Origin of the sequence: Kitasatospora sp. NPDC086801 (assembly GCF_044745805.1) — a bacterium.
Lineage (GTDB): Bacteria > Actinomycetota > Actinomycetes > Streptomycetales > Streptomycetaceae > Kitasatospora.
In genome coordinates this window covers 25,807-38,157 of sequence record NZ_JBIVAX010000047.1, presented here as the reverse complement: position 1 = coordinate 38,157, position 12,351 = coordinate 25,807, and the positions used below count along the sequence as shown (strand labels likewise).

General features: G+C 74.6%; 11 protein-coding genes. 3 read left to right on the top strand and 8 right to left on the bottom strand.

Annotation, left to right across the window (positions count from 1 at the left end; all coding sequences use genetic code 11):
- Nucleotides 1-28: 28 nt before the first annotated feature.
- Nucleotides 29-1,690, bottom strand: a complete 1,662-nt coding sequence (locus ACIPLC_RS32870) for an RDD family protein (RefSeq protein WP_400476690.1) — start codon at nucleotides 1,688-1,690, stop codon at nucleotides 29-31.
- Nucleotides 1,691-2,069: 379 nt separating this feature from the next.
- Between ACIPLC_RS32870 and ACIPLC_RS32865 the strand changes: the two genes are divergently transcribed.
- Entirely contained in the window at nucleotides 2,070-2,486 is a 417-nt protein-coding gene (locus ACIPLC_RS32865) for an SsgA family sporulation/cell division regulator (RefSeq protein ID WP_400476689.1), read from the top strand.
- 194 nt (nucleotides 2,487-2,680) lie between these two features.
- Here ACIPLC_RS32865 and ACIPLC_RS32860 read toward each other — a convergent pair whose 3' ends face one another.
- The 3 genes from ACIPLC_RS32860 to ACIPLC_RS32850 all read right to left on the bottom strand — a co-directional run bounded on the left by ACIPLC_RS32860 (nucleotide 2,681) and on the right by ACIPLC_RS32850 (nucleotide 6,529).
- On the bottom strand, nucleotides 2,681-4,081 hold the full coding sequence (locus ACIPLC_RS32860) for a glycosyltransferase 87 family protein (RefSeq protein WP_400476688.1): 1,401 nt from the start codon (nucleotides 4,079-4,081) through the stop codon (nucleotides 2,681-2,683).
- Nucleotides 4,082-4,388: 307 nt separating this feature from the next.
- A complete protein-coding gene (locus ACIPLC_RS32855; protein ID WP_400476687.1) occupies nucleotides 4,389-5,828 on the bottom strand; it encodes a sensor histidine kinase in 1,440 nt (479 codons plus the stop codon).
- Entirely contained in the window at nucleotides 5,825-6,529 is a 705-nt protein-coding gene (locus ACIPLC_RS32850; protein ID WP_350881149.1) for a response regulator transcription factor, read from the bottom strand. Before ACIPLC_RS32850 ends, ACIPLC_RS32855 begins: the two co-directional genes overlap by 4 nt.
- Before the next feature lie 133 nt (nucleotides 6,530-6,662).
- Here ACIPLC_RS32850 and ACIPLC_RS32845 point away from each other — a divergent pair, with 133 nt between their 5' ends.
- Nucleotides 6,663-7,220 (top strand): hypothetical protein, encoded by a 558-nt coding sequence (locus tag ACIPLC_RS32845; protein WP_400476686.1) that lies wholly within the window; start codon nucleotides 6,663-6,665, stop codon nucleotides 7,218-7,220.
- Between the two features lie 7 nt (nucleotides 7,221-7,227).
- Here ACIPLC_RS32845 and ACIPLC_RS32840 read toward each other — a convergent pair whose 3' ends face one another.
- Nucleotides 7,228-7,758 carry a VOC family protein gene (locus ACIPLC_RS32840; protein WP_400476685.1) on the bottom strand — a complete coding sequence of 177 codons (531 nt, stop codon included), beginning with the start codon at nucleotides 7,756-7,758 and terminating at the stop codon, nucleotides 7,228-7,230.
- 203 nt (nucleotides 7,759-7,961) lie between these two features.
- Between ACIPLC_RS32840 and ACIPLC_RS32835 the strand changes: the two genes are divergently transcribed.
- Nucleotides 7,962-8,522, top strand: coding sequence for an Lrp/AsnC family transcriptional regulator (locus tag ACIPLC_RS32835; RefSeq protein WP_400476684.1), 561 nt, complete (start codon nucleotides 7,962-7,964; stop codon nucleotides 8,520-8,522).
- Nucleotides 8,523-8,537: 15 nt separating this feature from the next.
- On the opposite strand, the gene ACIPLC_RS32830 is transcribed toward ACIPLC_RS32835, so the two are convergent.
- From ACIPLC_RS32830 to ACIPLC_RS32820, 3 genes are all read right to left on the bottom strand, one after another.
- A complete protein-coding gene (locus tag ACIPLC_RS32830; protein WP_400476683.1) occupies nucleotides 8,538-9,344 on the bottom strand; it encodes a S16 family serine protease in 807 nt (268 codons plus the stop codon).
- A gap of 35 nt (nucleotides 9,345-9,379) precedes the next feature.
- Complete coding sequence (locus ACIPLC_RS32825; protein ID WP_400476682.1) at nucleotides 9,380-10,030, bottom strand: IclR family transcriptional regulator; 651 nt, start codon at nucleotides 10,028-10,030, stop codon at nucleotides 9,380-9,382.
- Nucleotides 10,031-10,470: 440 nt separating this feature from the next.
- On the bottom strand, nucleotides 10,471-12,312 hold the full coding sequence (locus ACIPLC_RS32820; protein WP_400476706.1) for a DEAD/DEAH box helicase: 1,842 nt from the start codon (nucleotides 12,310-12,312) through the stop codon (nucleotides 10,471-10,473).
- Between the last annotated feature and the right edge of the window lie 39 nt (nucleotides 12,313-12,351).

Sequence of the window (12,351 nt, the reverse complement as noted above, 5' to 3'; positions counted from 1 at the left end):
GGGGAGGCGGCCTCCGGGCCGGGTGGCCTCAGTCGCGGACCACCCTGGTGCGAGCGGCCCGGTCCTGCCAGCCGCGCCGGGCCTGGCGGTCGAACACGGGCCAGACCAGGCCGACGAGCAGCACCAGCCCGAGTTGCCTGACCGCCCATCGGAGCAGCGAGCGGCCGAGGCTCAACCTCGCCCGGGCGCCGGGGGCGGCGGCGTCCACCACCCGGATCCGGGCCAGCCGCTTGCCGAAGGTCTGGCCGGTGCGGGCGGTCGGCAGCACCTCGTAGAGCAGGCTGACGAAGAGCAGGATGCCGAGCAGGACCACGACCTTGCCCAGCACCACGTCGTCCACCAACCAGACCTGGACCTGGCGCCGGGCGAGGGAACTGGCCATCCGGGCCTGGTCGAGCTTCTGCTGGAGGTGCTCGGACGCCGAGCGGCCGAGCGGGATTCCGGCGGCGACGGCGACCACGAGGAGTACGACGGTGTCCACGGCGCGCGCGGCCAGCCGGCGCCCGAGCCCGGCGGGCGTCGCCGGGGCGAGCGCCGCAGGGGCGGGGCGGCGGCGCGCGACGGCCTCCCGGGCCGGGCGCACGACGGGCAGCGACGCGGCAGACGCGGGGGGCCGGCCCTGGGTCCGGGCCGGAACCCCTCCGGCGGCGACCGGCGCGGCCGGGGCCGGTACGGCGAGCTCGGGCTCAGACGCGGACTCGGATACGGGCTCAACAGCACGCCCGGCCCCGCGCACAACCTTCGGAACGGGCGCCACGACGGACGACGCGACGGACGACGGCGCCTCCCGCACCGCCACCGCCGTCGGGGCGCTCGCGGGCGACCCGACGACGGCGGCCACCTCCACCGCGACCGAACTCTCGACCGACGCCTCGATCGACGCCGCGACCGGAACGCCGACCGAAGCCCGGGCCGGAACAGCAACAGGAGCACGAACCTCCATCACGCGCCCCTCCTCCGCCTCGGGCTCCCCCGGAAGCGCTCCCCAGGAGACCCGGTGCGGCCCGCCGCCCGTCTCCATCAGCCCCCGCTGCACCCGCGGATCGGCCTGCCAGCCGGGCTCCTCCGCCGCACCCCCGACCGCCGCACCCCCGACCGCCGAAACCTCGACCACCAGCTCGCCGAGGACCGCCTCGTCGAGAACCGGCGCCTCGACCACCACCCTCTCCACCCCGGACAACCCGGATACCCCGGATGCTCCAGGCGCTCCAGACATCCCAGACTCCCCGGACTCCCCGGACTCCCCGGACTCCCCGACCGTCCGGAACACCGGCCCGCCCATCACCTCCGCCGCCCGCGGCCCGAGGACGAACTTCGCCCCGCCCGTGGTCTGGTCGAGGTACACCGGCCCGGTGTCCCCGCCCCCGCCGCGCACGGCCCCGCCCCAGGACGGCTCCGGGGCCCCCGACTCCGGGACGGCCGACTCCGGGACGGCCGGCTCCGGCACCACCGGCGGCGGCACTGCCCGCGCCGTACCCGCCACGACCGCCCCGCTGGCGGCAGGCCGCCGGGACGCGAACCGGGGCGGCTCCAGCACCTCGCCCTCGGCGGGTGCGGGCCGGCTGGTGCCCGGCACCCAGGCCGAGCCGCCCCAGTACCGGACGAAGCCGGGGATGGAGGGGTCGGGGTAGTAGCCCGGCTCGGGTCCGACGGCCGGGTCGCCGGCGCCGGCGAAGGGGCGGTCCGTCATGGGGTCTTCTCTCCTGGCGGGTCCTGGCGGGGCCGACACGGCACGCCCGCCCGGCGCACCCGCGAGCCGCCCGGCGCACGCGAGGGCACCGCCGGTAGGCGGACAGTCGCCGGACAGTCACAAAGGGTAGTACCTCGCCGCAGTGCCAACGGAAAGTTGGCCAATCACCGGACAGCGGGAGGCCGTCCGGGGTAGGAGCGGCCGAGCCGTCCCGGCGTGTGGCAGGTGTCCGAGCGCCGCGTTCCCCACCGTTCACCACCTCTCGCCGAACTTCCCGAAGAAATCCCGGAAACGTGTGTAAGAACCGGTGTGGACCGCCCTCTCAAAGGTCACCGGGCCCGGAACCGGGCAGGAACCGAAGGCAGAGAGGAAGACGATCATGGAGCGCCCCACCAGCGTGGTCGAGCACGAACTGGAGCTGAACCTGGTGCTCTCCCCCGAGCACAGCGTCCCCGTCCCGGCCCGGCTGTCCTACGGCAGCCACGACCCGTACGCGGTGCACATCACCTTCCACCTGGACACCGGCTCCCCGGTGACCTGGGTGTTCGCCCGCGAGCTGCTGGTCGAGGGCACCTTCCGGCCGTGCGGCCAGGGCGACGTGCGGATCTGGCCGACCCGCTCGGGCCGGCGCAGCGTGCTCTGCCTGGCGTTGAGCTCCCCGGCCGGGGACGCGCTGCTGGAGGCGCCGCTGCCGACCGTTGCGGCCTGGCTGGAGCGGGCCCACCGGCTGGTCCCGCCGGGCAGCGAGATGGCCGCGCTGGACATGGACGGCTCGCTCGCGGACCTGCTTGCGTGAGCGCGCGTACGACCAGCGGCCCTGCTTGCGTGAGCGCGCGTACGACCGCCGGCGCACCTACGACCGCGAACACACCTACGACCGCGAACGCGCGCACGACCACGAGCGCGCCGACCGGTGGGAACGCGCCCACGGCCACGAACGCGCACCCGGCCGGGACCGCGCAACGCGACGGGAGCGGCGCCCCCGCTGGCTCAGCGGGCCGCGGGGGCCTGCTGACGGCCGCGAGTGGCGTCCGGGCCGCCGCCGTCGCGCTGGCCGGGCAGCCGGACCAGCGGCGCGCCGGCGGAGCGTCGCCGGGCCCTTATCCGGATGGCGGCGGCGAGCAGGAAGCAGAGCCCGACCCACGGGTAGACCGAGGTCGGCAGCTGGCGCAGCGGTGACATGTGGAGGACGGCAGGCCCGAGCGGCTTGGCGGCCCACATCGCGAAGGAGAGGAACGCGAGCAGCGTCGCCCAGAAGGCGGCCCGCCAGCGCAGCCGGCGGACGCCGACCGGGCGGGCGTGCTCGACGGAGGCCTCGGCGGCCAGCAGGACGAGCAGCGGCACGCACCAGACCCAGTGGTGGGTCCAGCTGATCGGCGAGATCAGCACGGCGGTGACGGCGGCGCAGCAGACGCCCCAGGCCTCGGCCCGGGGCAGCCAGCGGGCGCTGCGGTGGGCCCAGGCGGCGACGGCGAGGCCGGCCACCGCGACCAGGCCGGCCGCGAGGGTGGCGAGGGTGCCGGGGTCGGCGGTGTGCAGCAGCCGGGCGAGGGCGCCGCGCAGCGACTGGTTGTCGACGATCTCGGTCTTGCCGACCCGGGAGGAGTCGTACAGGTACTTGGTCCAGAAGCCCCAGGTGGCGTCGGGCAGGGCGACGGCACCGATCAGGAAGGTGCCGAGGAAGGTGAGGCCGGCCACGAAGGCGGCCCGGACCCGGCCGGTGATCAGCAGGTAGACGGCGAACAGGCCGGGGGTGAGCTTGAGGCCGGCGGCGATGCCGATCGCCATGCCCTTGCTGCGGCGGGCGTCCGAACGGGTGAGGTCCCAGAGGATCAGGCAGGCGAGCGCCAGGTTGATCTGGCCGTACCGGAGCGTGGTGAAGACGGGTTCGAGCCAGACGCCGAGGCCGGTCACCAGGATGACGCCGATCGGCCGCAGTTCGCGGCGCGGCCAGCCGACCAGCTTGAAGGACAGGTGGGTCAGCAGGGCGAGCAGACCGAGGTTGCCGAGAGTGATCGCCACCCGGAGGAACGGGACCGGGAACCAGGTGGTGGGCACGAACAGCATGGCCGCGAACGGGGGGTAGGTCGCGGGCAGGTTCCACTCGGTGACGCGCAGTGCGTACAGGTCGGTGCCGTTGGCGACGGCGGCGCCCTCGGCCCGGTAGACGATCATGTCGACCATCGAGGTGTTGACGAAGTGGCGGACCACCGCGTACACGACCAGGGACAGCAGCGCCAGGGCCGAAGCGGCCAGCAGCGGGCGGCGGGGGGCCTCGCGCAGCGCGCGGACGGGGGCGCCGAGCGCGGTCCGCAGCCGGTCCGACAGGGGGGCGGGCGCGGGGTCGGGTGCGGTCCGCACCGGGCTGCGCTCGTCTTGCACCGCTGTCACCAGTCCACTCCGTCCACCACTCGACCAAACGCCGACGATACCGGATGCAGGCCGACCAGGCCTGGGCGCGATCAGTCACGCAGCGTGACGAGTGGGCCCCGGCCAGCCGGCCGTGCACGCGCGTTTCGCCCCGGGCCTCTTCATCCGGGCCTCTTCATCCGAGCCCAGCCGACCTTGACCCGGTCGGCCTCAACCCGGCTGGTCTCAACCCGGCTGGTCTCAACCCAGATCGCGTGAGACCCTGCCGACCGCCGGCCGGCCGGAACGGGGCGAGCCGGAGTCCCCCGGGCTTCGGCCGGGAGAGGGGTCAGTTCTGGAACAGCGCGCCCCGGCTGCGCCGTCGGCGGGCCCGGAGCGGCGCCCCGCCGTCCGGGCGGGCCTCCAGCCGCAGCCGGATCTCGGCGCCGCCGAGCACGGCGGAGCGGCCGAGCGCCAGGTCGCCGCCGGTGGACTCGGCGAGTTTGCGGACGATGTCGAGGCCGAGGCCGGTGGAGCCCTCGCCGCCGTGGCCCTCGCCGCGCTTGAGGGCGGCGGCCGGGTCGCTGAAGCCGGGGCCGGCGTCGCCGACCAGGACGATCACCGAGGTCTCGGTGGCGAGCACGTCCACCGAGAAGGCGGTGCCGACGGCGGTGTGCCGGAAGACGTTGCCGAGCAGTGCGTCGACGACGGCGGCCAGGTCGGCACGCTGGACCGGGACGGGCGCCGCCCGGTCGGCGCCGGCCAGTTGCCAGCGGCGTCCCTCGTCCTCGGCCAGTGCGGACCAGAAGCCGACCCGTTCGCGGACCACCTCGGCGATGTCGCAGCCGACCGCGACGGCGGGCGCGTCCTCGGGGTCGCGGCGGGCCGAGCGGATGATCTGGTCGACCTCGCGTTCCAGTTGGGAGACCGCGTGCCGGGTGGCGTCGGCGGCGTCGCCCTCGCCGAGCGAGGCGGCGTTGAGCCGCAGCACGGTCAGCGGGGTGCGCAGCCGGTGGGACAGGTCGGCGGCCAGTTCCCGTTCGGCGGCGAGGAGCTGGACCACCCGGTCGGCCATGGTGTTGAACGCGTGGGCGGCCTCGCGCAGTTCCTCGGGGCTGCCTGCGGCCTGCTTGCCGTCGACCGGGACCCGTACGGCCAGGTTGCCGGCGCCGAGCGAGCGGGCGGCGCTGGCGAGCCGCCGGGCGGAGGCCACGATCCGGCCGCCCATCCGGTCGGCGACCAGTACCGAGATGGCGACCAGGCCGAGCGCGACGCCCGAGAGCACCAGCCAGGCGGTGGAGACGCCCCGGGTGAGGTCGCCGTTGGCGACGAACACCTCGACCACGGCGGTGCGCCCGGTGTCCACCGCGACCGGCTGGAGCAGCGCGTAGCCGCCGGGCACCGCGACGGTGAAGGAGCGGCCCTGGCCGCCGGCGGTGGACACGTCGCCGGCGGCGGCCCGGGCCTCGCCGATGGTGGGCCCGCCGGGGCCGCCCGCGCCGGGGAGTGCGTCCGGGGCGGCCGGGGCGGGCAGGTGGACCGCCATCCGGCCCTGCCCGCCGGCGTCGGTACTGGCCAGGGCGCGGTCGATGGCGATCTGGTCGGTGGTGATGGCGAGGGCCGGGCCGAGTGCGGCGGCCTGCCGTTCGGCGGCGGTGAAGGCGTGGTCCCGGGCGGTCTGCTGGACCATCAGGCCGAGCGGGATGAGGAAGGCCAGCGCGACCATGGTGGTCCCGGCGACGGCGGCCTTGATCAGGGCCCAGCGCAGCGAGCGCCCGAACCTCCTCATGTCCGGTGCTCCGCCAGCCCCCCGGCCGCCTCCAGCCGGACCCCGACTCCCCGGACGGTGTGCAGGTAGCGGGGGCTGGAGGCGGTCTCGCCGAGCTTGCGGCGCAGCCAGGACAGGTGGACGTCGATGGTCTGGTCGCCGCCGTAGGTCTGCTGCCAGACCTCGGCCAGGATCTCCTTGCGCGGCACGACCACGCCGGGGCGCCCGGCCAGGAAGGCCAGCAGGTCGAACTCGCGGCGGGTCAGGTCGAGCAGCCGCCCGTCCAGCGAGGCCTCGCGGCGCTGGAGGTCGATGGCGAGGCCGCCGACCCGCAGCACCTGGGCGACGGGGGCGGCGCCGCCGCCGAGCCGGCGCAGGACGGCGGCCATCCGGGCACTGAGGTGCTCCCCGGAGAAAGGTTTCACCAGATAGTCGTCGGCGCCGTCGTTGAGCAGCCGGACGATCTCGGCCTCGTCGTCGCGGGCGGTCGAGATGATCACCGGCACATTGGTCAGGCCCCGGATCATCTTGAGCGCCTCGCTGCCGTCCAGGTCCGGCAGGCCCAGGTCGAGGATCACCAGGTCACAGCCGACCTGGGCGACCTCCCGCAGCGCCTCAAGTGCCGTGCCCACACTGCGGACCGCATGACCGGTGTCGGTCAGGTGCCGGATGAGGGCGGAACGTACGAAGGGGTCGTCCTCGACCACGAGCACTGTTGCCATGGCCCTGCACGGTACGCCATCGACGGGCAGTGGTCTGTACCTCGGGGTGGCCTCCGGACGGCGTGCAACTGCCCTGACCGATAACGGGGCTGCCCGGCTGCGCAGGCCCGGAATACGGCAGGATGAGCGGACGATGCGGAACGGACTGGTACAGCTCGGCGCCTGGGCGGCGGCCACCGGGGCGGCGGTGGCGCTGTCCTGGCTCGGCGTGCACGCGGTGCTGACCGGCGCCGCGTTCGAACAGCCCACGGCCCTGCCGCTGCCCTCGCCGAGAGCCGACGGCACGCCGCACACCGCGACCGTCACCCCCGACCAGGCGCGGTCGGCCGCCCGGACCGGGGCCCCGGCCCCACCGGCCTCCCCGACCGCCGCCACCACCACGACGCGCGGGCCGGCCCCCGCCACCACCCTCTCCGCCGCCTCCCCGTCGGCCACCCGCCGCCCCGCCCCCACCACCACCACGGCGACGTCCTCCGTGAAGAGCTATCCGGTGCCGGGCGGCAAGGTCGCCCTGGACATCCGCCCCGACAAGGCCTCGCTGGTCTCCGCCACCCCGGACCCGGGCTGGCAGATGCAGGTGTGGAACGGCGACCAGTGGATGCGGGTGGACTTCACCAAGGGCGAGCAGGCCAACTCGGTCTTCGTCTACTGGAACGGCCACCCGCCGGTGGTCGAGACGGCCATCCGCTGAGCCCCCCTCACCAGGTCTCGAACGGCAGGTACCCCGGCAGGTACGGCCCGGCGTAGCCGGACCGGTCGACCAGGGTGTGCCTGGTCCCGCCCGGCACCCCGATCGTCGCGAGCACCACCGTGCCGAAGCGGTCCCGCGCCTCGTACGGTTCGGCCAGCGACAGCGCGCCCCGGTCCACCGCGTAGTCGTACGCGTAGTAGACGTCCGGCACGCTCACCACGAGGTCCAGCACCCCGTCCCCGTGCCGGGCCAGGTGCGCGCCCAGCTCCCGCCCGCGCGGGCCGATCACCTGGACCAGCGAGGTGAGCACGATCCGGGTCCCGGGCGCGTCCAGCACGTACGAGACCGTCTCCGGCTCCCCGGTCTCCGGCCCGGCGTACGCGCTACAGCGCAGCCCGAGCGCGGCGGCGTAGCGGCGGGCGGCCCGATCGGCGTCGCCGACCGCGAAGACCACCGCGTCGGCGCGGCCCATCGGGAGGGGGTCGGACTCTCCGGGCCCTGCGGCGAGCAGGACGGGTTCGGCGGCGGTGTCGGTCATGACGGCCCTCCCGGTAGGCGTGCGGACCACGGCGGGTGCGGCCGCGCGCCGGGGTGGGGCCCGGCGCACGGCGTCGTGGCTGGAGGGTGGCGCCGAGCCGACCGGCGCGCAACTGTTCCGTTTCCTCCTGGTCAAGCTGTGCGCCGGGGCGGGAGAATCGGCGGCGCCGCTGTACAGAATGCCCACCGGAGGACGGAGCCGCGATGCCCCCCGCCCAGTCCCCGAGCTCCCCCGGCTCGCCCAACTCCCCTGCCCCGCAAGGCGCTTCGTCCGGACCCGGGGCGGGTGGCGGGAACGACGCGATCGACGCGCTGGACGGCCGGCTGATCCGGCTGCTCGCCGAGGAGCCCCGGATCGGGGTGCTGGAGTGCTCGCGCCGGCTCCAGGTCGCCCGGGGCACCGTGCAGGCCCGGCTGGACCGGTTGCAGGCCAAGGGGGTGATCGGCGGCTTCGGCCCGGAGGTCGACCCGGCGGCGCTCGGCTACCCGGTCACGGCCTTCGCCACCCTGGAGATCTCCCAGGGCCAGGGCGCCGACGTCCGGGCGCACCTGGCGAGCGTGCCGGAGGTGCTGGAACTGCACACCATCACCGGGGCCGGGGACATGATGGTGCGGATCGTGGCCCGCTCCAACGCCGACCTGCAACGGGTGATCGACCGGGTGGTGGGCTTCGACGGGATCGTCCGCTCGTCCACCGCGATCGCGCTGGAGAACCCGGTGCCGTACCGCATCCTGCCGCTGGTGGACCAGGCCGCCGCCGAGTAGGGCCCGCGGCCCCGCTCAGCAGCTGGGGACGCTGCCGCCGCTCTTCAGTGCCTCCAGCGCCGAGACCGCCTCACCGAGCGTGCCGACCGGCACCAGTCGCAGCGTCCTGGGCGTGTTGACCTTGGCGTCCGTGCACTCGTCCTTGGGCAGCAGGAACACCGTCGCGCCGTCCCGGGCGGCCGCCTGGGTCTTGAGCGGGACGCCGCCGACCGCGCCGACGACGCCCTGGTCGTCGATGGTGCCGGTGCCCGCGATCGTGAGCCCGCCGGTGAGGTCGCCGCCCTTGCCGTCGCCGGCGAGCTGGTCGACGATGCCCAGCGCCAGCATCTGCCCGGCGCTCGGGCCGCCGACGTCGCCCAGGTCGACCTTCACCTTGACCTGGTCCGGCGAGAGGTGGAGGTAGCCGAGGGCGGCGGCGGTGGCGCTGTTCTGCGACTCGACCATCTGCTGGGTGGTCTGCTCCTCGGCCTTGGCCGGGTTGCCGGGCAGGTAGACCGTGTCGGTCGGGCGCACCGCCTCGTCCTGGTCGAACCAGGCCTGGAGCGCGCGCCAGAAGGTGGTCCGCTCCCCCGGGTTGGTGGCCGAGATGGTGACCATCCGCAGCTCGCCCTCGGTGGAGCGCAGCGGCGCCCCGGTGATGGTGAGGACCGGCTTGTCCTTGTACGTGCCGAGGGTGTCCGCGGTCAGGCCCGGCCAGGTCAGCGTGTACGGCAGCGGGACGAAGGCGGCCACGCCGAACAGCGCGGCGACCAGCACCCCGCAGAGCGTGAGCGCGCGGGTCCGCGGGGAGGTGAGGGCCTTGGGCAGCTTGGTGTCGGACACAAGGGGAATCCAAACACACCGGGGCCCGTGCTGACCTACCGCAGCGCGTCGGCCACCTCGGTCGCCGCCTCCACCACCCGGGGCCCGACCCGCTCGGGGACCAGCCCGTTCAGCATCACCACGCCGACGCTGCCCTCGATGCCGCTCAGCCCGATCAGCGCGGCGGCCGCGCCGCACGCCCCGGACTGCTCCTCCGCACGGGTGATGACGAAGCCCTGCTCCGGCCGGCGCTGGCCGGGGAAGGAGCGCGCCTCCAGGATGGCCCGGCCGGCGGCGCTCTCGCCGAGCGGGTGGCGCAGCCCGGTGCGGTAGGCGACGTGGAAGTCGGTCCAGCTCGGCTCGACCACGGCGACGGCCAGCGCCTCGTTGCCGTCCACCAGGGTCAGGTGGGCGGTGGCGCCGAGGTCCTCGGCCAGGCTGCGCAGGGCCGGCAGCGCGGCCTCGCGCAGCAGCGGGTGCACCCGGTGGGCGAGGCGCAGGACGCCCAGGCCGACCCGGGCGCGGCCGCCGATGTCCCGGCGGACCAGGCCGTGCTGTTCCAGGGTGGCCAGCAGCCGGTAGACGACGGTGCGGTTGACGGCCAGTCGGGCGGCCAGCTCGGTGACGGTGAGCCCGCGCTCGGAGTCGGCGAGGAGTTTGAGGACCCGGACGCCACGGTCCAGGGTCTGGGAGGTCTCGGCAGTCACGACGGGCTTCCTTTCCGCGGCGCTCGCGGGGCAGGCGGCGCCGGGCCGGGTTCGGTGTCGCGCGCAGGTGGGGTGGCCGCGCTCGGACCGCTCGCGGTGTCGTCCCTGACGTGCGTGCGGTCCTGCGGCGCCCGTCCTGTGGGGGTTGCCCGGTGGAAGAGCGTGGGGGAAAGGTAGTGAAGGAAATGTCGTGACGGAAGTGGTTGTCCAAAATTCGGGCGTGATCGACTTCAACAGCGCGACGAAACCAGGACAAACACTCCCATTCATCCGGGCCCGTCAGCGCACGGGTTCGACCGCGCTCCGGAGTCCGGACACCCGGGGCGGAGCGGCCGACCCGCGGCCACCCGCCGTATCGTTCCTGCGGCTGATTCCACGCCCGTTTCCGGGCCCGCTTCCATGCCCGTTTTCCGGGCCCGCTTCCGAACCGGCTTCCGCGGTTACTTCGCCCACTCGCGGATCTTGGCGATCCGCGCCTTCAGCTGGTTGGCGGTGGCCTGTGCGGTCAGCGGGCCACCGCACTGGCGGCGCAGCTCGTTGTGGACGGTGCCGTGCGGCTGGTTGGTGCGGTGGTGCCAGGCGGCCACCAGCGCGTTCAGCTCCTTGCGCAGCTCCCGGAGTTCCTGGTGGGTGACGACCGGCCGCTGCTCGGCCGGCAGCTCCAGCAGGTCGGCCTCCTCGGCGGGCTTGCCCTTGCTGCGCTGGATCTGCCGGTGCTGGCGCTTCTGCAGCAGCATCTGCACCTGGTCCGGCTCCAGCAGGCCCGGGATGCCGAGGTAGTCGTCCTCCTCCTCGCTCCCCGGGTGGGCCTGCATGCCGAACTCCATGGCGTTGTACAGCACCCGGTCGAAGACCGCGTCGGAGCCGATCGCCTCGTAGGAGAACTCGTCGCCGCCCGCGCCGTCCGGCCCGTCGTTGGCCCGCTCGGCCTCGGCGAGCAGCCGGTCCTCCTCGTCGAAGAGGCCCTCGCCCTCCTTCTTCGGCCGGTCCAGCACGTGGTCGCGCTGGACCTCCATCTCGTTGGCGAAGCCGAGCAGCATCGGGATGGTCGGCAGGAACACCGAGGCGGTCTCGCCGCGCTTGCGGGCGCGCACGAAGCGGCCGACGGCCTGGGCGAAGAACAGCGGGGTGGAGATCGAGGTGGCGTACACCCCGACGCACAGCCGGGGCACGTCGACGCCTTCGGACACCATCCGGACCGCGACCATCCAGCGCGAGTCCCCGGCCGCGTAGTCGGAGATCCGCTGGGAGGCCTCGGTCTCGTCGGAGAGCACCACGGTGGCCTTCTCGCCGGAGATCTCGCGCAGGATCTTGGCGTAGGCGCGCGCGGTGTTCTGGTCGGTGGCGATGACCAGCCCGCCGGCGTCCGGGATCGCCTTGCGGACCTCGGACAGCCGCCGGTCGGCGGCCTGCAGCACGGACGGGATCCACTCGCCCTGCGGGGCCAGCGCGGTGCGCCAGGCCTGGGCGATCAGGTCCTTGGTCATCGGCTCTCCGAGCCGGGCCTCCAACTCGTCGCCGGACTTGGTGCGCCAGCGCATGTTGCCGCTGTAGCTGAGGAAGATCACCGGGCGGACGACGTGGTCGGCGAGCGCGTGTCCGTAGCCGTAGGTGTAGTCGGCGACGGACTTGCGGATGCCGTCGCCGCCGGCCTCGTACTGGACGAACGGGATCGGGTTGGTGTCGGAGCGGAACGGCGTCCCGGTCAGCGCCAGTCGGCGGGTGGCCGGTTCGAAGGCCTCGAAGCAGGCCTCGCCCCAGGACTTGGAGTCACCGGCGTGGTGGATCTCGTCCATGATCACGAGGGTCTTGCGCGCCTCGGTCCGGTTGCGGTGCAGCATCGGGTTGACCCCGACGCCCGCGTAGGTGACCACGATGCCGTGGTAGTCCCGGGAGAGCGGGCCGGAGGAGTAGGCCGGGTCGAGCCGGATGCCTATCCGCGCGGCGGCCTCGGCCCACTGCTTCTTCAGGTGCTCGGTCGGCGCGACGACGGTCACCTGCTGCACCAGGTGGTTGTGCAGCAGGTACGAGGCCAGGGTGAGCGCGAAGGTGGTCTTACCGGCGCCCGGGGTGGCGACCGCGAGGAAGTCGCGCGGCTGCGTCTCGATGTACCTGTCCAGCGCGCCCTGCTGCCAGGCCCGCAGCTTGCCCGCGGTGCCCCAGGGGGCGCGGCCGGGGAAGGCCGGCGAGAGGTGGTGCGAGGCGGCGGACGCGGCGGACGCGGCGGACCCGGCGCCCCGGGCGGGCGCCTGCGGCTCCGGCACGTCGGAGAACAGCGGCATCGAGGAGGCGGCGGCAGTACTCACGGTCTCCGAGGGGGG

Coding starts and splice junctions, on each gene's coding strand:
- ACIPLC_RS32840 (WP_400476685.1), bottom strand. CDS start 7,758: ATGACCGACACCGCCGCCGAACCCGTCCTGCTCGCCGCAGGGCCCGGA.
- ACIPLC_RS32845 (WP_400476686.1), top strand. CDS start 6,663: ATGCGGAACGGACTGGTACAGCTCGGCGCCTGGGCGGCGGCCACCGGG.
- ACIPLC_RS32855 (WP_400476687.1), bottom strand. CDS start 5,828: ATGAGGAGGTTCGGGCGCTCGCTGCGCTGGGCCCTGATCAAGGCCGCC.
- ACIPLC_RS32865 (WP_400476689.1), top strand. CDS start 2,070: ATGGAGCGCCCCACCAGCGTGGTCGAGCACGAACTGGAGCTGAACCTG.
- ACIPLC_RS32820 (WP_400476706.1), bottom strand. CDS start 12,312: ATGCCGCTGTTCTCCGACGTGCCGGAGCCGCAGGCGCCCGCCCGGGGC.
- ACIPLC_RS32850 (WP_350881149.1), bottom strand. CDS start 6,529: ATGGCAACAGTGCTCGTGGTCGAGGACGACCCCTTCGTACGTTCCGCC.
- ACIPLC_RS32835 (WP_400476684.1), top strand. CDS start 7,962: ATGCCCCCCGCCCAGTCCCCGAGCTCCCCCGGCTCGCCCAACTCCCCT.
- ACIPLC_RS32870 (WP_400476690.1), bottom strand. CDS start 1,690: ATGACGGACCGCCCCTTCGCCGGCGCCGGCGACCCGGCCGTCGGACCC.